We start from the raw sequence: 19,564 nt of genomic DNA, 5'->3' as shown, positions 1-19,564 counted from the left end.
GGGTCGTTGCGGTGATTCGTTCTATCCTCCCAACGCCTGTTTCCGCTGAGGACAGGCGCGGATCGCTCCGTTCAGGGCATCCACCAGAATTGCACCACTGGCGGGCTTTCTGAGAACGACCGAGAAGTCCTGCGCGTCGGTCGGGCAACAAGGCGTCGTGGTCGTCAGCAGGATAGCGGGTCGCAACCATCCCCGCTCCCGAAACCGGCGCAGCAGCTCACATCCGTTCATGTCGGGCATCCCTTCATCGACGATCAGGCAACAGGTCTCCTGCATCGCCAACTTCGCCAGGGCGTCCCGACCACACGAGAAGGCGCGAACATCAAAGCCGGATCCCTGCAACATCAACTGCATGGTTCTGCGTCGCTCCGTATCGACTTGAACCAGGATGATTTGGGGGCGTCGATCAATACAAGGGTCGGACATGTGCGCCTGGAGCCATCCGGTGCAGATCCTGCGGGTCGGGCGACCGCAGACTTCCAGCATCGGTCCGGCCGAGAGGATTGTCGTTAAGTATCATCCCGTAGTGGCGACAGGTGCAGGCTGGCGGAAAAGGCGATGCGAAGCGCCTCGGACAGGCTGTGGACCTTCAGCTTGGCCATCAGATTGGCCCGGTGCACCTCGACCGTGCGCGGTGAAATCTCCAGGTCGCGCGCGATGGTCTTGTTGGGAAGCCCGCTGGCCAGGCCGCGCAGCACGTCCTGCTCGCGGATCGTGAGACCGGCGATGCGGATGCTGGCCTCCCGGGCCCGATCGGCATTCGCGGCCGCGTCGTCCATTTGCTTGAAGGCAGCGGCGATGGCGTCGAGCAGGTTGGTTTTCTCGAACGGCTTTTCCAGAAGATCGACGGCGCCCGCCTTCATCGCCTTGACGGTGATCGCGACATCACCGTGTCCGGTCAGGATCACGACGGGAAAAGCCACCCCCCGCTCGGCCATCAGCTTCTGGACCTGCAGCCCGTCGAGACCAGGCATGCGGATGTCCAGCAGGACGCAGCCCGGCACGGCGTCGTTGACCGCCTTCAGAAATTCTTCGCCGCTGTCGTGCAGAACCACAGCGTAGCCGGATGTCTTCAGGATAAAGCTGGCGGAACGTCGCACCGCCGGATCGTCGTCGACAATATGAACCACGCGTTTAGTCATCATCGGTCGGCTCCGTTTCCGCCGCCACCAAGGTGAAGTGGAAGGCCGATCCGCCCCGCTCCTGCGGCTCCACCCAGATGCGCCCGCCGTTGGCCTCGATAATGGTGCGGCAGATCGACAAGCCCAGCCCCATGCCCTCAGCCTTGGTCGAGGCGAACGCGCGGAAGACCTCATCGACCATGCCGGGGTCGATGCCGGGACCCGTGTCCGCCACGGTGACGCGGATGAAGCCGGGTTCGGTGCGGCGACTGGATATGACGAGATGCCGCAGCGACGCATCGGCCATCGCCTCCATGGCGTTGCGAACCAGATTGATCAGCACCTGTTCGATCTGGATGCGGTCGGCCAGCACGGGCGAGGCCTCCGGGTCCAGGTCAAACCGAACAGTCACGCCCCGGTCGCGCGCATCCATCAGGCTGAAATCGCAGGCCGAAGCGATCAGGACCGGCAGATTCTCGACCGTCTTCTCGACCTCGCCCCTGGCGACGAAGTCGCGCAGCCGGCGCACGATCTGTCCCGCGCGCAGAGCTTGAAGCACGGCGTCGTCGAGAGCTTCCCGAATATCGGGAATATCGGCCTCTTCGAGATCGTCGATCAGATCACGCACGCCTTGTGCGTAGTTGACCACCGCCGTCAGCGGTTGAGTCAGCTCATGGGCCAGTGTCGACGCCATGGCGCCCATGGCGCCCACTCGCGCCATATGGATCAGTTGCGACTGTAGGGCGTCCACACGAGCCTGGGTGATCCGGTGTTCTGTCAGGTCGCGGACAAAGCCGGTGAACATCCGGCGTCCCTCGCTGACCGTCTCGCCAATTGTCAGCGACATAGGGAAGGTCGAGCCATCGCAGCGGGCGCCGATAACGACCCTGTTGGACCCGATGATACGTTTCTCGCCGGTCCGCAGATAGCGATCAATGTAGGCGTCGTGCTGGTCGCGATACGGTTGAGGCATCAGGCGATTGACGTTCGACCCAATGACCTCGGCCTCCTCATAACCGAACAGCCGTTCGGCCGCGGCGCTGAAGGACAGGATGGCGCCGCCTTCGTCGATCACGACCATGGCGTCGGGAATCGTCGCGAGGATGGAGCGGAGATGATCGGCCCGTGCCTTAAGCACCGCCTCGGCGGCGCGCTGGTCGGTGATGTCGCGAACGATGACTCCAAATCCGTTCACCCGTCCGCCATCGTCGTGCAGGGCGACGATAGTCATATGAGCCAGAAACTCCGAACCGTCCTTGCGGACACGCCAGCTCTCGTCCTCGAACCGTTCGTCGCGGCGAACCATGGCCAGATCGGCGGCCGGCTTGCCCGCCAGGATGGCGTCGGGCGGATAGAATCGGGAAAAGCTCTGCCCGAGCACCTCCTCCTCCGTCCAGCCTGACAGGCGGGCGGCGGCCTTGCTCCAGGTCTTGATACGACCGTCGACGTTCAGGCCGTAGAGCGCATGGCCCGCCTCGCGTTCGAGCAACAGATCGACCTTGTCGCTTACCCGCGAGCGCAGAATGATCTGCCCCTCCGGGCTCAATCGGACCAGTGACGAGCGGAACGGCAGGTAGGCCCGCATCAGGCTGAGGCCCAGCAGTCCGCCGATGGTCAAGGCGAAGCTGACATGCGCTGCGACGTCCACCTTGCCGGGGCTGAACCCGTATTCCAACATTGCTTCCGCCGCCACGCTCAGGGCGATAGCCAGAAAGGCCGGGCCATTGCCGCCCCAGGCCATGGTGGCGATGATGGCGGATATCGACAGAAGATAGGGGGCATAACCGCCCAGAAGATGCTGGAGACAGATTTCGACACCAGCAGCAACCGCGACGGCTGCGACGGCGAAGGCATGACCTCTCCATCCGGCGATATTCACGGGGGCGATCGGATTCCAGCGCGGAGCATCGGAATGCGACATGGAGAGGCAGGGCGACCCGGGAACAATAAAGAGGCCTTCGATCCCGCAAGCGTGACCGTATACGCCTCCTTATGAAGGAAACAGACACTTTTGTCCAGTTTTCGACGCCCTCATTGCATATGATGGCCGCCGTTCATGGCCACGTTGGCGCCCGTCATAAAGCCGGCGTCGTCAGAAGCCATGAAGGCCGCCAGGGCCGCGATCTCGAATGGATCGCCCAGCCGGCCCAGCGGAATCTGGGAGATGACCTTTTCCTCCAGAATCTCCCTGGGCACCTTCATGACCATTTCCGTAGCCAGATAGCCGGGCGAAATGGTGTTCACGGTCACGCCCTTGCGCGCCATTTCAAGCGCCAGGGACATGGTGAAGCCGTGGATCCCCGCCTTGGCCGCCGCATAGTTCGCCTGGCCGAACGAGCCCTTCTGGCCGTTTATGGAGGCGATGTTGATGATCCGCCCCCATCCGCGTTGGGCCATACCCTCGGTATAGGGTTTGGTCATGTAGAACATCGAATCCAGATTGGTCCGGATGACCGCGTTCCAGTCGTCCAACCCCATCTTGCGGAAGGTGGAATCGCGAGTGATCCCGGCATTGTTGACCAGGATGTCGATGATCCTGCCATCGGCGGCCAGCCGCCCGGCAAGGTCGACACAGGACTGATAGTCCGCAACATCCACCGGATAGGCGAAGAACGTGCGGCCCAGAGCCTTCTGTGTCGCCAGCCAGTCATCGGAATTGGGGTTGCCCAGCGAATGGGTGACAACGACCTGATGACCGGCGTCATGAAGTCGGATGGCGATAGCCTGGCCCAGACCGCGCGTCCCTCCGGTCACCAGAGCAGTACGATCAGCCATTGGCGGCGGGAGCCTTGGTCTTGGCCGGAGCCTTGGCGTCTTCCGAGGGCTTCACAGGCAGCCAGGCCTGAAAGATCGAAGCCAGATTGGCGGTATTCTTGAACGGCGACTCGATCTCGCGCACCGCGTCACTGCAGCAGGACTGCCAGTCAGCCACGGCCTTCTGGGCGTTGTTGAAGCCGGCGGCCCGCGTCTCGGTTGCGACGGCCGTAATCTCGTCCCAGTAGGCCTTGTCGATGGAGGGGCCGCGGACCGCCTCTGAGGCGACGCGAGAACTCAGCTCGAACCAGCGCTGATTGGTTTCCTGGATGACGGAGGCGAGGCCCAGGACAAGATCGGTGTTGGCCCGGCCGATGGCGGCGGCGGCGTCAATGGCGGTGGTCATGCGCGTATTCCCTGACGAATGCGGACGAGATGTGTCTCGCCTGATGTCCGTCATTTAGGCGTGGCGGAAATCGCATGAATATCGTGGTTTCTACGTAGAGACGCCCTCGCCCGCTCCCAGCAAACGGCGCACTGCCTCGGCGATAGGAAGTTCTTCGTTCGCCGGCTCGACCAGAACCGTTACCGCCGAGGCGTCGCGACTGACAACCGTCTCGTTGCGGAAATTGCGGACAGGGTCCAGGTCGACCCCGGCCCAGGCCAGACGCTCGGCCACCTTGCCGCGTACGACCGGATTGTGCTCGCCAATACCGCCGGTGAAGACAATGGCGTCCAGTCCTCCCAAGGCCGCCATCAGCGAACCCGTCTCGCGCATGATCCGATAGGCGAACAGATCCAGCGCCTCGGCCGCCTCGGGCGCATTGGACTTCACCAGTTCGCGCACGTCATTGCTGATGCCCGATACCCCCAGCAGGCCGGATTTGTTGTTCAGCATGTCCGAGACCTCGGCCGGAGCCATGCCCTGTTCCGAGATCAGCCACAGCACCAGTCCCGGATCGACGGCCCCCGCGCGGGTGCCCATCATCAGTCCATCGAGGGCGGTGAACCCCATGGTGGTGGCGATGCTGCGGCGGTTCTTCATGGCGCAGAGGCTGGCGCCATTGCCCAAATGGGCGACGATCACCCGCCCCTCGGCCCGCTCGCCGAGGAGTTCGGGCAGTCGGGCGGCGATATGCTCGTAGGACAGGCCATGGAAGCCATATCGGATCACCCCCCGATCGGTCAGGGCGCGCGGAATGGGAAACAGTTGGGCCAGTCGGTCCTGTGTATGGTGAAACCCGGTATCGAAACAGGCGACCTGCGGCAGATCGGGCCAGACCTGCGACACCGCTTCGACCCCGGCCAGATTGTGCGGCTGGTGAGCAGGCGCCAGGGGCGTCAGCAAGGTCAGGGTCCGGATGATGGCCTCGTCCAGCAACACGGGCTCATGAAAGGCGGGGCCGCCGTGGACGACCCGGTGACCGGCGCCGACCAGGGTGAGCGGCAGGTCCTGTCGCACCGTGTCCAGAATCCAGCCGACCTGGGCGTTGATGTCGCCGTGGACCGACAGAGCCCGTGCGTGGAAGGCGTCGGCCATCTGCCCTTCCAGACTTCGCAGCCTGACGGTTCCGCCCGCCGTGTCGAGCGCGCCCCTCGCCTGCACGGACAGATCGTCGGCGCCGTAGAAGGCGAACTTGAGGCTCGACGAGCCCGCGTTCATAATCAGGATCGCATCGCGGCTCATGACGGCGCCCCCGCCAGACGGCGATGGATGTAGAGCTGGGCTAAAGCGCAGGACACGACCCGGGCTCGCGCCCCGTCTGACCGGCTGGTCAGCATGATCGGCGCGCGCGCGCCCAGCGCCAGTCCGGCCGCCTCGGCGCCCGCCAGATAGATCAACTGTTTGGCGATCATGTTTCCCGCCTCGAGATCGGGAGCCACGAGGATGTCGACGTCGCCGGCCACCGGCGAAACGATATGTTTGGCCTCGGCGGCGGCGCGTGAGATGGCGTTGTCGAACGCCAGGGGGCCATCCAGGATCCCACCCCTGATTTGGCCCCGGTCCGCCATCTTGCACAGGGCGGCGGCCTCCACCGTCGAGGCGATCTTGGGATAGACGGTCTCTACCGCCGACAGGATGGCGACCTTGGGCCGGTCCACGCCCAGGGCCTGAGCCAGGTCGATGGCGTTCTGGACGATGTCACGCTTGTCATCCAGGGTCGGATAGATGTTGATCGCCGCATCCGTGACCAACAGGGCCTTGTGATAGGTCGGGACGTCCAGGGCGAAGACATGACTGACCCGACGTTCGGTTCTGAGGCCGATGTCGGTCTTCATCACCGCCCCCATGAGTTCGTCCGTATGCAGGGCGCCCTTCATGATCGCATCGCCCCGCCCTTCCCGAACCAGTTCGACGGCGCGGGCGGCGGCGGCGTGGCTGTGCGGGACATCGACGATCTCGACGCCGGACAGATCGGCGTGGCAGGCCTCGGCGGCGGCGGCGATCTTCGCCTGTGGCCCGACCAGGATCGGCACGATCATCCCGGCGCGCGCTGCATCCAGAGCGCCGCTCAAGGACGCCTCGTCCACCGGATGCACAACGACCGTGCGGATTGCAGGCAGGCCGCGCGCAGCCTCCATGACACGGTCATGCCCCTGACCACGCGGTTGCAGATGGATGTCCGGCGTCAGGACACGCGGTCGGCGGATGGATTCCCCCGGGGCAATGACCAGAACTTCTCCGGAAAACACCTGTGCGCCGCCCTGGTCCCGAGCCTCGCAGTCCAGAAGCACCCGGTTGTCGGGCTGCTTCTCCCGGACCGTGACACTGAGGGTCAGTACGTCGCCGACATGGGCCGGGCCATCGAATCTGAGGCTTTGCTCCACGATGAGTGAACCTGATCCGGGCAGTTCGCTGCTGATGATATTGGCGACCAGAACCCCGGCCCAGCCGCCCTGTGGGATGACCGCCCCTTCCGCCGCGTCCTCCAGACCGGCAGGCGCCATGTCGCCGGACATGGCCGAAAACAGCACGAAATCCTGGGCGTCCAGCAGGCGGGTCACATCCGCCCGGTCACCGGGGTTCAGCGCGCCATAGGGACGGTTTTCGATGAATTGCACGGCGTCTCCGATGCGGGCTTCGGCGTCGAGGCCGGGCGGCGAAATCAATCAATACTGGAACACATAGTCGCCAGGCGCATCTGCGACTGGGTCTCCCATCACGGGCGGGGCGACGGGCGGTCCCGAACGGTCGTCCAGCCAGGACGCCCAGGCCGTCCACCAGGACCCCTCGATCATGGTGGCCTGTTCGACCCAGCGATCAGGGTCGATATAGTGGTCGATGGGATTCTGGGTGTGCAGCCGATAGCGGCGTCCGGCATGGCCAGGCTCGGACACGATCCCGGCGTTGTGCCCGCCCGAGGTGAGGGCGAAAGTGACCTCGGCACGCGCCAGAAGATGAATCTTGAACACCGATTTCCATGGCGCCACGTGGTCGCGCTCGGTTCCCACGGCGAAGATCGGCGCCCTTATGTCGACCAGAGCGATCGGATCGCCCTCGACCAGATAGCGTCCGCTAGCCAGCGCATTGTCCATGAAGAGACGGTGCAGATATTCCGAATGCATCCGATACGGCATCCGCGTCTGGTCGGCGTTCCACGACATCAGGTCATTGGGAGCCTGATGTTCACCCATCATGTACTCCCGCACCATGCGCGACCAGATCAGGTCCTTCGAGCGCAGAATCTCGAACGATCCGCCCATCTGGGATCCATCCAGATAGCCCTGCTCCCACATCATGTCCTCGAGGAACTGCAACTGGGCTGGATTGATGAACAGCGTCAGTTCGCCCGCCTCGGTGAAGTCGGTCTGGGCCGCCAGAAGCGATACCGTCGCCAGCCGCTCGTCCTTGTCGCGGGCCATGGTCGCCGCCGCGATCGACAACAGGGTGCCCCCCAGACAATAGCCGACGGCATGGACCTTGCGGTCGGGGACGATCCCGCCGATGGCGTCTAGCGCCTCCATTACGCCGAACATGCGGTAGTCGTCGAGCGTCAGGTCGCGGTCGGCCGCGTCCGGGTTGCGCCACGAGATCATGAAGACCGTATAGCCCTGCTCCACCAGATACCGGACCAGTGAGTTCTGCGGCGAGAGGTCCAGGATATAGTATTTCATGATCCAGGCCGGAGCGATCAACACCGGTTCCGGTCGCACGGTTTCGGTCGTCGGCTCATACTGGATCAGTTCGATCAGGTGATTCCGATAGATCACCTTGCCCGGCGTCGTCGCCACGTCCCGGCCAGGTCTGAAAGCGGGCGCCCGATCCTCATCGTCGGCTGGAGCCAGTTCACTGACGTCCTTCAGCCATTTCTGATAGCCGGCGATGAAGTTAATTCCCGACGTCTCCAGGGTGCGTTCGATCACCTCAGGGTTGGTCCACGGGAAGTTCGAGGGCGAAGCTGCGTCCAGAAGCTGCCGGGCGGCGAAGGCCACCGCCTTTTCATGCTGGGGGGTCACCCCGCCCAGACCGGTCGTGGCCTCGCTCCACCATTCCTGGGCCAGAAGGAATTGCTGCTGCATCAGGTTGAAAGGCCAGCCGTTCCAGCCGGCTCCGTCAAACCGTCGGTCGCCCGACCCGGCGGCGATAACGGGGGCCGCCGCCTGACCCGCGCCCAGACTCTCGAGCGTCCAGGTCTCCAGACGCCTCGCCTTGTCGACAGCCGAGCAAAGCAACTCCGCACGACGGCCCGGCGACCCGGCCAGATGCACGCTCCAGTCCAGCCACGCGCCCAGCATCGCCTCCGGCGACAGTCCTCCCGTCATACGGGCGGCGACGGCGTGCAATGACCGATCCAGGGCGTCGGTGAGGTCTTCGTCTTCGCGCGGCGGAATATCAGACGACATGGGCGGGTTCCGACAAGGCGACCGACCTGAATCGAAACGGGGCTGGACGACCCCGCCGCGCGACGGTCCAGGCCGGTCCGGTTCGGTTCAGAAACGCGGGACGCGCGGCTCGAATCCTAAATCCCGTCGCCCTCGGCCTGCATCCGTATGTCTACGTATGCAAAGCCACGGAGGCCGGAGCTAGAGATACCCGGGAACAGCCGTCTCCCCGAAGGCCATTTCAGGACTCTTATGACTCGATCGCCGGAGATTTCCCCTGTCCGTCGTCCTGTTGCGCGCGGCTTGCGGAGAACGCTCATCATTGCTTATGGCGGCGCCCTGACAATCTCGGCTCTGGCGGTTTCGGGGTGCTCGTTCGCACCGCCCACCGTTCTGCCGGAACCGCCTGTCGCTGCGGTCTGGCCGGGCAATGCGGCGTCCGGCGAATCCGGCGGCGCCGTGGACCAGATCGGGTGGCGGACCTTCTTCGCCGAACCGGCGCTTCAAGCGGTGATCCAGCAGGCGCTGGAGAACAATCGAGACCTGCGGATCGCGACCCTCAGGGTCGAACAGGCCCGCGCGGCCTGGCGCATTCAACGCTCCGGGCGGTTCCCTACCGTCGGCGCCGAGGCCGGTATCGGCCGGGGCCAGACCCCGATCGATCTTTCGGTGACGGGCCGCAGCTTCACCGCCACGCAGTACAGCGCCGACCTGGACCTGTCGTGGGAACTGGATTTCTGGGGCCGGGTCCGCAATCTCGAAGGCTCGGCGCTGGAAAGTTTCCTGGCGACCGACGAGGCTCGGCAGGCCGCGACCCTGAGCCTGACATCCGCCGTGGCGCGGACCTGGCTTCAACAGCGCGAACTGGACGAACGGATCGCCCTGGCAGACCAGACCTTAACGACACGCCGCGAGGCCGCGCGCATCGCCCGACGGCGGCACGAGATCGGGTCGTCGTCGCGTTTCGACATGATCCAGGCCGACAGTCTTCTGGCTCAGGCCGAGGGTGAGCGCGTCGCCCTGATCCAGGCGCGCGAACAGACGACCAACGCCCTGACACTGCTGATCGGCGCCCCGGCCCCGATAACCGCACTTCCGCTGTCGCAGGTCGAGACAGCCCTGTCGGCGGACCTGCCCGCCGGCCTGCCTTCGGATCTTCTGATTACCCGCCCCGATATTCGGGCGGCGGAACATCAGTTGAGAGGCGCCAACGCCGACATCGGTGTCGCCCGCGCCGCCTATTTCCCGCGCATCGCCCTGACCGGCCTGTTGGGATCGGCAACGACGGACCTCGATCACCTGTTCGACGGGACCGACAATCGCAAATGGACCTTCGCGGGCGGAGCGACCGCGCCGATCTTCAATGCGGGACGGATTCACGCAAACGTCGCCGCAGCACGCGCCCAGCGCGAGATCGCCGTGGCCCAGTACGAACGCGCCATCCAGAGCGCCTTCAGGGAGGTGGCCGATGGTCTGGCCGCCCAACGCGGCCTGACCGAACAGGTCGAGGTGCGACGACGCGTCCTGGCCTCCCTGACCGAAAGATCCCGCCTCGCGGGGCTCAGATATGGCTCGGGCGCAGCCGCCTATATCGAGGTGCTGGACGCCGAACGCGACCGCTTCGCGGCCGAGCAGGCGCTGGCGTCGGCGCGCGGCGCGCTCTTGGCCAACCGGGTCACCCTCTATGCGGCGCTCGGGGGCGGCGCCGATCTTGTCGAACAAAACTCTGGCCAAGCGAGGCGATAATGACGCTGAACCGCAAAACGATCATCCGCGTCATCGCCCTGATCGCCGTCATAGCCGCGGGCTGGGGCGCCTGGACCCTGTTGCAGCCCAAGGGCCTGCCGGACGGATTTGTCTCGGGCAACGGACGGATCGAGGCGGTCGAGATCGATGTTTCGGCCAAGTCGCCGGGCCGGATCGCCGAAATTCTGGCCAATGAGGGCGATCTAGTCAAACAGGGTCAGGTTCTGGTCCATATGGACGTCTCTGTGCTCGCCGCCCAGAAGGCCGAGGCCGAGGCCCGCCTGCAGCAGGCCCGCACCTCGGTGTTCGCCGCCGAAAGTCAGGTACTTCAGGCCAGCAGCCAGGCCGCCACGGCCCAGGCCATCGTCGCCCAGCGCGAGGCCGAACTCGAGGCCGCCCGCCGCCGCCTGAACCGCTCACGAACCCTGGCCGAGGAAGGCGCGGCCGCCCAGCAGGAAACCGACGACGACCAGACCCGCGTCGCCAGCGCCCAGGCGGCCCTGAACGCGGCCCGCGCCCAGGTCGCCGCCGCCAACGCCGCCGTCCAGACCGCTCGCGCCCAGGTCGCCGCCGCCGCCTCGTCGGTCGACGCCGCCCAGGCCACCATCGTCCGGCTGCAGGCCGACATCGACGACAGCGATCTCAAGGCGCCCCGTGACGGCCGGGTCCAGTTCCGGGTCGCCCAGGTCGGCGAGGTCGTGGCGGGCGGCGGCAAGGTGCTGAACCTCGTCGACCTGTCGGACGTCTATATGACCTTCTACCTGCCCGAACAGGCGGCAGGCCGGGTCGCCCTGGGCACGCCGGTGCGTCTGGTGCTGGACGCCGCCCCTGACCGGCCGATCCCGGCGACCATCTCGTTCGTCGCCGACGTGGCTCAGTTCACACCCAAGACGGTGGAGACCGAAAGCGAGCGTCAGAAGCTGATGTTCCGCGTCCGCGCCCGTATCGACCCGGCCCTGCTGCGCGCCAATATCGATCAGGTGAAGACCGGCCTGCCCGGCGTGGCCTATGTCCAGCTGGATCGCACCCAGTCATGGCCCGCAAACCTGACCGTCCGGGGCGGTTCCAATGACCGATGAGCCCGCGGCCGGGGTTGTCGATACGACACCGACGGAGCAGGCCGTCAGCCTGAGCGGGGTCTACCAGACCTATGGCAAGGTCGAGGCCTTGCGTGACGTCCATCTGGATGTCCCCGCCGGACGGATGATCGGGCTGATCGGGCCGGACGGGGTGGGCAAGTCCAGCCTCCTGTCCCTGATCGCGGGCGCACGGGCGATCCAGAGGGGCAGCATAACCGTCCTGGGCGGCGACATGGCGTCGAAGGCGCACCTCGACCGTGTCTGCCCGCGCATCGCCTATATGCCACAGGGCTTGGGCAGGAACCTGTATCCCACCCTCTCGGTCGAGGAGAACCTGCAGTTCTTCGCCCGCCTGTTCGGCCATGACCACGCCGAACGTCGTCGCCGCATCGACGACCTTACCGGTGCGACCGGACTGAAGCCCTTCCTGGGAAGGCCCGCAGGCAAGCTCTCCGGCGGCATGAAACAGAAGCTCGGCCTGTGCTGCGCTCTGATCCATGACCCGGACCTTCTGGTGCTGGACGAGCCGACGACCGGGGTCGATCCGCTGGCGCGCGCCCAGTTCTGGGACCTGATCTCGACCATCCGCAAGGGCCGGCCAGGCATGAGCGTGCTCGTCGCCACCGCCTATATGGACGAGGCCCAGGGGTTCGACTGGCTGGTGGCCATGGACGACGGCAAGATCCTGGCCACGGGCACGCCTCGGGAACTGCTGGACCGCACCGGCGAGGCCGCCCTGGAAGCCGCCTTCATCAAACTTCTGCCCGAGGAGCGAAAGCGCGGCCATGCGCCGGTGGTCATCCCTCCCCTGGACATCTCCGACCAGACCGAGATCGCCATCGAGGCCCGGGGGCTGACCGTCACGTTCGGCGACTTCACCGCCGTCGATCACGTCGACCTCCGCATCCAGCGCGGCGAGATCTTCGGCTTCCTGGGCTCCAACGGCTGCGGCAAGTCCACGACCATGAAGGTGCTAACCGGCCTGCTTCCCGCCAGCGACGGTGAGGCCTGGCTGTTCGGCAAGCGGATCGACGCCACGGACATCGAGACCCGGCGCCGCGTCGGCTACATGTCCCAGGCCTTTTCCCTTTATGGCGAACTGACGGTTCGTCAGAACCTGGTGCTGCACGCCCAGCTCTTCCACGTCTCCGCCGACCAGATCCCGGCCCGGATTGACGAGATGGTCGAACGGTTCGACCTCGAGGAGGTGCTGGACAGCCTGCCAGACGCCTTGCCCTTGGGTGTCCGGCAGAGGCTGTCCCTGGCCGTGGCCATGGTTCACAAGCCCGAACTCCTGATCCTGGACGAACCCACATCGGGCGTCGATCCCGTGGCGCGCGACGCCTTCTGGCGCCTGCTGATCCAGTTGTCCCGTCGGGACCGGGTGACGATCTTCATCTCGACCCATTTCATGAACGAGGCCGAACGCTGCGACCGGATGTCCCTGATGCACGGCGGCAAGGTTCTGGTCAGCGATCCGCCGGCGAAGATCACCCGCGACCGGGGGGCGGCGACGATGGAAGAGGCCTTCATCGGCTATCTGGTCGATGCGGGCGGCGGAACCCCGTCTTCGGCTGCGGCGACGGTCACCGCGACGGAAGCGACCGAACCTGAGGCGAACCGCACTCCTGCCCGCTTCAGTCCGAAACGTATGTTCAGCTACATGTGGCGCGAGATGCTGGAACTTCAGCGCGACCCTGTCCGTGGCGGTCTCGCCCTGGTCGGTTCGGTCTTCCTGATGTTCGTGATGGGGTTCGGCATCAGTCTCGATGTCAACAACCTGCGCTACGCGGTTCTGGATCGCGACCAGACCGCCCTCAGCCGCGACTACGCCTCCAACATCGCCGGTTCCCGCTATTTCAGCGAGAGGCCCGCCCTGACCAGCTATGATGACCTGGACCGCCGGATGCGGAGCGGCGAACTGTCCCTCGCGATCGAGATTCCCTCGGGCTTCGGCCGGGGCGTGGCGCGGGGCGATGTCGCCCAGATCGGGGCCTGGGTCGACGGCGCCATGCCGATGCGGGCCGAAAACGTGCGCGGCTATGTCCAGGGCATGCACCAGACCTGGCTGGCGGCCAAGGCGGCCGAGCGCGGCGTCTCGCTGAACGGCTCCACCACGGTCGAGACCCGTTTCCGCTATAATCCCGATGTGAAGAGCCTGCCCGCCATGGTCCCGGCCGTCATCCCGATTCTGCTCCTGATGCTGCCCGCCATGCTGACCGCCCTGGCCGTGGTGCGTGAAAAGGAGATGGGCTCGATCATCAACCTCTATGTGACGCCTGTCACCCGCACCGAATTCCTGCTGGGCAAACAGGCGCCCTATGTGGCCCTGGCCATGGTCAACTTCCTGCTGATGTCGCTGCTGGCCGTGACGGTCTTCGGCGTTCCGGTGACAGGCAGTTTCCCGACCCTGGCGCTCGCGGCCCTGCTGTTCTCGATCAGTGCGACTGGCATCGGCCTTCTGGCCTCGACGTTCACGCGCAGCCAGATCGCCGCCATGTTCTTCACCATCCTTGGCACGATGATCCCGGCCATCCAGTTCGCCGGCCTCCTGACCCCGGTCTCCTCGCTCGAGGGCGCCGGGCGGCTGGTCGGGGAAATCTATCCGGCCAGCCACATGCTGAACATCAGCCGGGGCGTGTTCTCCAAGGCGCTGGGCATGGACGAGCTTCACACCGCCTTCGTGCCGCTGGTCCTCGCCGTTCCCGTCATCCTGGGCGCGACGATCCTGCTGCTCAAGAAACAGGAAGCCTGAGATGCGGCGCCAGATCGCCAACATCTACCGTCTGGGCGTCAAGGAGTTGTGGAGCCTCTGGCGCGATCCGATGATGCTGTTCCTCATCGTCTACGCCTTCACGGCGTCCGTCTACACGATGGCGACGGCCGTGCCCGAGACCCTGCACATGGCACCCATCGCCATCGTGGACGAGGATGGATCGCCGCTCTCGGAACGGATCGCCTCAGCCTTCTACCCCCCCTATTTCGTGCCTCCGGTCCTGATCTCGCAGGATCAGATGGACGCCGGGATGGACGAGGGGGCCTACACCTTCGTGCTCGACATCCCCCCGAACTTTCAGCGCGACGTTCTCGCCGGGCGACCGTCCGAGATTCAGCTGAACATCGACGCGACCCGGATGAGCCAGGCCTTCACCGGCAACAGCTACATCCAGCAGATCATCTCGAGCGAGGTCAGCGAGTTCGTCCGGGGCTATCGCGGATCTACCGCCTTGCCCGTCGATCTCAATCTGCGGATGAGGTTCAATCCAACGCTGAACAGCATGTGGTTCGGCGCGCTGAACTCGATCATCAACAACATCACAATGCTGTCGATCATCCTGACCGGGGCGGCCCTGATCCGCGAGCGGGAGCACGGCACCATCGAGCATCTCCTCGTCATGCCGGTGACGCCTCTGGAGATCATGCTGGCCAAGATCTGGTCGATGGGTCTGGTCGTTCTGGTCGCAGCGACCGTCTCCCTCGTCTTCGTGGTCCATATGCTGCTGGGCGTGCCCTTGGGCGGTTCGCTGATCCTGTTCCTCGTCGGCGCCCTGCTGCACCTGTTCGCCATGACTTCCATGGGCATCTTCATGGCCACGCTGGCCCGGACCATGCCGCAGTTCGGTCTGCTGCTGATGTTGACCCTGATCCCGCTGCAGATGCTGTCCGGCGGTGCGACCCCGCGTGAAAGCATGCCCGAACTGGTCCAGACCATCATGCAGATCGCACCCACCACCCATTTCATCGAACTGGGTCAGGCGATCCTCTATCGCGGCGCGGGACTGGAGGTGGTGTGGAAGCCCTTCCTCATCCTGGCGGTAATCGGATCGGCCCTGTTCCTTCTCTCGGCACGCCGCTTCCGCGGCACCCTGAGCCAGATGGCCTGACCCTGACGGACGAAAGGACGACACCATGACGGATCGCCCCGAAAGCGACCTGCCCGACCCGTTAGGACCCCTGGCCTCGCTGGTCGAGGCGGCGACGGCCTATGCCCACGACACCTGGCAACGCGCTGTCCTGTTCGCCGATGTGCGTCGGCAACGCGGAGACCAGTACCTAGCCCACATGGCCGAAGCCGTACCCAACGTCCTGCATTTTCCGGCCGAGCTGATCATGGATGGGCGCGACCTGCCCCGCCCCGTCAACTATGGCCTGGTGCGGATTGCGCCCCCTGAAGCCAAGCCGACCGACCCGGAAAAGCGCCCCTTCGTCATCGTCGATCCCCGCGCGGGCCATGGTCCCGGGATTGGCGGGTTCAAGCCCGACAGCGAGATCGGCGTGGCCCTGATGTCCGGCCACCCCTGCTATTTCGTCGGCTTCCTGCCTGACCCCGAGCCAGGCCAGACGGTCGAGGATGTGATGCGGGCCGAGGCGGCCTTTCTCGAGAAGGTCATCGCGCTCCACCCCGATTGCGACAAGCCCGCCGTGATCGGCAATTGCCAGGCCGGGTGGCAGGTGCTGATGACCGCCGCCATGCGCCCCGAACTGTTCGGTCCGATCATCGTGGCCGGGGCCCCCGTCTCCTACTGGGCGGGCTGGCAGGGTCAGAACCCCATGCGTTATTCCGGCGGCCTCCTGGGCGGAAGCTGGATGACCGCCCTGACGGGGGATCTGGGCGCAGGCCGGTTCGACGGGGCGAATCTGGTGCAGAATTTCGAGAACCTGAACCCGGCCAACACGCTGTGGGAAAAGAGCTACAACCTCTATTCCAAGATCGACACCGAGGCCGAACGCTATCTGGGGTTCGAGAAATACTGGGGTGGCCACGTGTTCCTGAACGCGGTCGAGATGCAGTATATCGTCGACAACCTGTTCGTCGGAAACCGGTTGTCCTCAGCCCAGCTGGTGACTTCGGACGGGGTGCGGCTGGACCTTCGCAACATCCGCTCGCCCATCGTGGTCTTCTGTTCGAACGGCGACAACATCACTCCGCCGCCCCAGGCCCTGGGCTGGATCACCGACCTCTATCAAACCGACGAAGAGGTGGTCAGCCACGACCAGACCATCGTCTATGCCGTGCACGACAGTATCGGCCACCTCGGCATCTTCGTGTCGAGCGCGGTGGGCCGCAAGGAACACCGCAAATTCGCCAGCAATATCGAACTGATCAACCTGATCCCGCCCGGCGTCTATCAGTCTGTGATCCGCGACAAGAAAAAGGGCGAGCCCGGCGCCGATCTGGCGGACGGCGACTATGTCATGGCAATCGAACGGCGCAGCCTCGACGATGTGCGCGAGATCGTTCAGCCCGATCCCGAAAGCGACCGCCGCTTCGCCGCCGTCGCCCGCATCTCGGACATCAATCTCAGCCTCTATCGCAGCTTCGCCCAACCCTGGGTCCAGACCCTGGTCACGTCCCGGTCGGCCGAGATGATGCGCGAAATGCACCCGTTGCGGATCGGCTATGAACACTGGTCCAGCCGCAACATCCTGGCTCGCCTTGTCGAGGCGGAGGCCGAAAGGATCCGAGCTGACCGCCAGCCGGCAGCCGCCGACAACCCGTTCCTTCAGGCCCAGACCGCCTTCTCCGACATGATGGTCAAGTCTCTGGATACCTGGCGCATCGTGCGCGACACCGCCTATGAGCGCACGTTCGATTGGGTCTATTCGTCGCCCCTGATCAGCGCCATGGCGGGACTGGGCGCCCATCCGGGCGAGCCGGTCCGCCCCCATCCCGGCGTCTCGCCTGAACACAGGGCCTTTGTCGCCGACCAGATGGCCAGTCTGAGGGACGAAATCGAGCAAGGCGGCCTTCTCGAAGCCAGCGTTCGCGCCCTCTTCTATATCAGTCGGACACGCGGCCGCGCCGACGAGCGCAGCTTCAACCTGGCGCTCGAACTGTTGCCGCCCGGCGAGAACCATTTCGATTCCGAGCGTTTCCGGGCCGTGCTCCGTCGGCAGGCCAGCCTGCTTACCCTGGACACCGACGCCGTGTTGGCGGCCGTCCCTCTCCTGCTGTCAGGCGCCGGGGCGGACGAGATCCGCTACGCCGCCACCGTCATCCGCCGGGCCGAAGCCCTGGGCGACATTACACCCGAGGAGCAGGTGGACCTGAAACACATGCTGAAGGTGTTCGAGAAGGCTGCCGCTCTGCAGGAGGCGTCGTCATCTGTGGAGACTCCCTGATCTGGCCTTTTCAGGCCAAACAGGCTGCGTTGGTGTTCGGGATCGATCGCGTAATCTCATAGCCAAATCCGCCTCCCGTTTCGATGGTCCGTCAACTCGCAAAAGTGTTGGATGCCACGTTTTGATGGCATGATCCTTTCGTGGAAATGGAAGGAAGCCCTATGGGACAGGTACGTCATGGGCAGCCACGACCACGCACGCCACACGGGCAGTAATACAGCAATCGCAAGCTTCGCTCGCGACACTGAGCCGGGACCTTGCGATCAACCCGAAGACGGTGGCGAAGTGGCGCAAGCGGACGTCGGTCGAGGATATGACGACCGGGCCGGGGGAGCCGCGCTCGATGGTTCTGACCGAAGCCGGAGAAACGATCGTCGTCGCGTTCCGGCGGCATATCTTGCTGCCGCTGGATGACTGCCGCTAAGCCATGCAACCATGCGTTCCGCATCTGACCCGGTCGGCGCTGCACCGTTGCCTACAGCGCCACGACATTGACGTGCCCCCTGATCCGCTCCCATTCTCTGGAGCACTCGGAGCTGGAGTTTTCCGGCTCGATTCAGGGTGACAGGCTGGCTATGTCACCGGGATTCATCAACGCGATCAGCGTCCTATTGCCTATGGCCCATGGGTCCGGACCTCGTTGTAGTCTCTGCGCCAAGCCTCCAACTTTTGGCTTCGCCGCCCTTCGGGTCGGCCGCATCCGCAAGCGTCAGGAACCAGTGGGCGTTCAGGCATTCGGCCCGGAAGCGTCCATTGAACGCCTCAATGTAGGCGTTGTCTGTGGGCTTGCCGGGGCGGGAGAAGTCCAGGGTGACGCCGTGGGCGTAGGCCCACAGGTCAAGGTTCCGAGAGACGAACTCCGTGCCCTGATCGACCCGGATGGCCTTTGGATAGCCCAGCTTGGCGCAGGCCCGATCCAACGCCTCGACGACGTTTTCCGACCGATAGGTGAACCGTGGATCGATCACCGGGGAGTACCGGGTGAAGGTGTCCACGACGGTCAGGATCCGGATCTTCCTGCCGGTCGCCAGTTGGTCGTGCACGAAGTCCATTGCCCAGGTCTCGTTTGGCACGGTGGCTTCGCAGCGGTCTTCCCGCAGCTTGGCCTTCACCCGGCGTTTGGGCGTCTTGTTCCTTAGCTGAAGTCCTAACTCATTGTAGATGCGTCGGGTCTTCTTGATGTTGATCTGCCAGCCTTCTCGCTGCAGCAGGACATGGATCCGGCGATAGCCATAGCGCACGCGCGTCTGACAGATCGCCCTGATCCGGGATTCGAGACCGGCCTGGTCGGGGCGACGGGATCGGTAGTGATAGCTCGACGTGTCCATCTCAAGCACCCGGCAATCCCGCCGGATCGACACGCCCCAATCACTCCGACACTCGTCCACCAGCTCGCGCTTGCGACCAGGCCTCAAAGCTTTCGCCGGATCACGTCCTGCAGCATCTCACGGTCCAGCGACAGGTCCGCCACCAGCTTGCGCAGCCGCGTATTCTCGTCCTCGAGCTGCTTCAGCCGCTTCATCTCCGTCGGCAGCAGGCCGTCGTACTTCTTCTTCCAGTTGAAGTAGGTCGCCTGACTGATCCCGGCCCGCCGGCAAATCTCCGCCACAGGCACGCCGTCGGCGCCCTGCTTCAAAATGAACGCCTTCTGGGCGTCCGAAAACTGTGATGCCTTCATCGTTCTCCGCTCCTTCCCAGCCAGGGAAAATCTCAGCGGAAAACTCTAACGCCCGGTGATCCAGTTTTCTGGGAGCGGATCATTAGTTACGCCTCGCAGCGTGGGGTGAGCAACAGGCCGGGCCGCGCAGCTTTCATCCTGCGCAGCGGGTCGGCCTGTTGCGGTCAGACTGGCGGCAAAGGCCTCCGGGGTGAGGTAGCCGATCGACGAGTGCGGCCGGCGGGTATTGTAGTCCAGCG

Annotated in this window: 13 protein-coding genes and 3 pseudogenes; 6 read left to right on the top strand and 10 right to left on the bottom strand. The window is 64.8% G+C overall.

All coding sequences use genetic code 11. The features are described from left to right. Positions 1–21: 21 nt before the first annotated feature. The 8 genes from HX774_RS14125 to HX774_RS14090 all read right to left on the bottom strand — a co-directional run bounded on the left by HX774_RS14125 (position 22) and on the right by HX774_RS14090 (position 8,720). Entirely contained in the window at positions 22–426 is a 405-nt protein-coding gene (locus HX774_RS14125) for a response regulator (protein ID WP_255500465.1), read from the bottom strand. An 83-nt stretch (positions 427–509) separates the two neighbouring features. Continuing rightward, on the bottom strand, positions 510–1,145 hold the full coding sequence (locus HX774_RS14120) for a response regulator transcription factor (protein WP_178827724.1): 636 nt from the start codon (positions 1,143–1,145) through the stop codon (positions 510–512). Continuing rightward, positions 1,135–3,000 (bottom strand): PAS domain S-box protein, encoded by a 1,866-nt coding sequence (locus tag HX774_RS14115; protein WP_299177780.1) that lies wholly within the window; start codon positions 2,998–3,000, stop codon positions 1,135–1,137. Before HX774_RS14115 ends, HX774_RS14120 begins: the two co-directional genes overlap by 11 nt. A gap of 152 nt (positions 3,001–3,152) precedes the next feature. Next, positions 3,153–3,896, bottom strand: coding sequence for an acetoacetyl-CoA reductase (gene phbB, locus HX774_RS14110; protein ID WP_178827720.1), 744 nt, complete (start codon positions 3,894–3,896; stop codon positions 3,153–3,155). Beyond that, positions 3,889–4,281, bottom strand: a complete 393-nt coding sequence (locus tag HX774_RS14105) for a hypothetical protein (RefSeq protein WP_178827718.1) — start codon at positions 4,279–4,281, stop codon at positions 3,889–3,891. The genes phbB and HX774_RS14105 overlap by 8 nt, the downstream gene beginning before the upstream one ends. A 90-nt stretch (positions 4,282–4,371) precedes the next feature. Next, positions 4,372–5,562: an acetate/propionate family kinase gene (locus HX774_RS14100; RefSeq protein ID WP_178827716.1), complete on the bottom strand. Its 1,191-nt coding sequence runs from the start codon at positions 5,560–5,562 to the stop codon at positions 4,372–4,374. Beyond that, positions 5,559–6,938: a bifunctional enoyl-CoA hydratase/phosphate acetyltransferase gene (locus HX774_RS14095; RefSeq protein ID WP_178827714.1), complete on the bottom strand. Its 1,380-nt coding sequence runs from the start codon at positions 6,936–6,938 to the stop codon at positions 5,559–5,561. The genes HX774_RS14100 and HX774_RS14095 overlap by 4 nt, the downstream gene beginning before the upstream one ends. Positions 6,939–6,986: 48 nt before the next feature. Then, a complete protein-coding gene (locus HX774_RS14090) occupies positions 6,987–8,720 on the bottom strand; it encodes an alpha/beta hydrolase (RefSeq protein ID WP_178827711.1) in 1,734 nt (577 codons plus the stop codon). A gap of 282 nt (positions 8,721–9,002) precedes the next feature. On the opposite strand from HX774_RS14090, the gene HX774_RS14085 reads away from it, so the two are divergent. The 6 genes and pseudogenes from HX774_RS14085 to HX774_RS20125 form a co-directional block, all read left to right on the top strand. Beyond that, on the top strand, positions 9,003–10,445 hold the full coding sequence (locus HX774_RS14085; RefSeq protein ID WP_218650436.1) for an efflux transporter outer membrane subunit: 1,443 nt from the start codon (positions 9,003–9,005) through the stop codon (positions 10,443–10,445). Further along, positions 10,445–11,524, top strand: coding sequence for an HlyD family secretion protein (locus HX774_RS14080; RefSeq protein ID WP_178827707.1), 1,080 nt, complete (start codon positions 10,445–10,447; stop codon positions 11,522–11,524). Before HX774_RS14085 ends, HX774_RS14080 begins: the two co-directional genes overlap by 1 nt. Further along, on the top strand, positions 11,514–14,279 hold the full coding sequence (gene rbbA, locus HX774_RS14075) for a ribosome-associated ATPase/putative transporter RbbA (protein ID WP_178827705.1): 2,766 nt from the start codon (positions 11,514–11,516) through the stop codon (positions 14,277–14,279). Before HX774_RS14080 ends, rbbA begins: the two co-directional genes overlap by 11 nt. Before the next feature lies 1 nt (position 14,280). After that, positions 14,281–15,408, top strand: a complete 1,128-nt coding sequence (locus HX774_RS14070; RefSeq protein ID WP_178827703.1) for an ABC transporter permease — start codon at positions 14,281–14,283, stop codon at positions 15,406–15,408. A gap of 25 nt (positions 15,409–15,433) precedes the next feature. After that, positions 15,434–17,647: a DUF3141 domain-containing protein gene (locus HX774_RS14065; RefSeq protein WP_178827701.1), complete on the top strand. Its 2,214-nt coding sequence runs from the start codon at positions 15,434–15,436 to the stop codon at positions 17,645–17,647. Positions 17,648–17,808: 161 nt separating this feature from the next. After that, positions 17,809–18,140: pseudogene (locus tag HX774_RS20125) on the top strand (IS481 family transposase); the annotation flags it as partial. A 63-nt stretch (positions 18,141–18,203) separates the two neighbouring features. Here HX774_RS20125 and HX774_RS14060 read toward each other — a convergent pair. Beyond that, positions 18,204–19,325: pseudogene (locus HX774_RS14060) on the bottom strand (IS3 family transposase). Positions 19,326–19,370: 45 nt separating this feature from the next. Continuing rightward, positions 19,371–19,564, bottom strand: a pseudogene (locus HX774_RS14055) (hypothetical protein); the annotation flags it as partial.

Origin of the sequence: Brevundimonas sp. P7753, assembly GCF_013386595.1 — a bacterium.
GTDB lineage: Bacteria > Pseudomonadota > Alphaproteobacteria > Caulobacterales > Caulobacteraceae > Brevundimonas > Brevundimonas bullata.
The sequence above is the reverse complement of the archived record's forward strand: the minus strand, read 5'-3'. Positions and strand labels throughout refer to the sequence as shown.

What these genes read in the sequence shown, in the direction of transcription:
- HX774_RS14100 (WP_178827716.1), bottom strand. Translation starts at nt 5,562, where the DNA reads ATGAGCCGCGATGCGATCCTGATTATGAACGCGGGCTCGTCGAGCCTC.
- HX774_RS14120 (WP_178827724.1), bottom strand. Translation starts at nt 1,145, where the DNA reads ATGATGACTAAACGCGTGGTTCATATTGTCGACGACGATCCGGCGGTG.
- HX774_RS14070 (WP_178827703.1), top strand. Translation starts at nt 14,281, where the DNA reads ATGCGGCGCCAGATCGCCAACATCTACCGTCTGGGCGTCAAGGAGTTG.
- HX774_RS14105 (WP_178827718.1), bottom strand. Translation starts at nt 4,281, where the DNA reads ATGACCACCGCCATTGACGCCGCCGCCGCCATCGGCCGGGCCAACACC.
- rbbA (WP_178827705.1), top strand. Translation starts at nt 11,514, where the DNA reads ATGACCGATGAGCCCGCGGCCGGGGTTGTCGATACGACACCGACGGAG.
- HX774_RS14090 (WP_178827711.1), bottom strand. Translation starts at nt 8,720, where the DNA reads ATGTCGTCTGATATTCCGCCGCGCGAAGACGAAGACCTCACCGACGCC.
- HX774_RS14065 (WP_178827701.1), top strand. Translation starts at nt 15,434, where the DNA reads ATGACGGATCGCCCCGAAAGCGACCTGCCCGACCCGTTAGGACCCCTG.
- HX774_RS14125 (WP_255500465.1), bottom strand. Translation starts at nt 426, where the DNA reads ATGTCCGACCCTTGTATTGATCGACGCCCCCAAATCATCCTGGTTCAA.
- HX774_RS14080 (WP_178827707.1), top strand. Translation starts at nt 10,445, where the DNA reads ATGACGCTGAACCGCAAAACGATCATCCGCGTCATCGCCCTGATCGCC.
- phbB (WP_178827720.1), bottom strand. Translation starts at nt 3,896, where the DNA reads ATGGCTGATCGTACTGCTCTGGTGACCGGAGGGACGCGCGGTCTGGGC.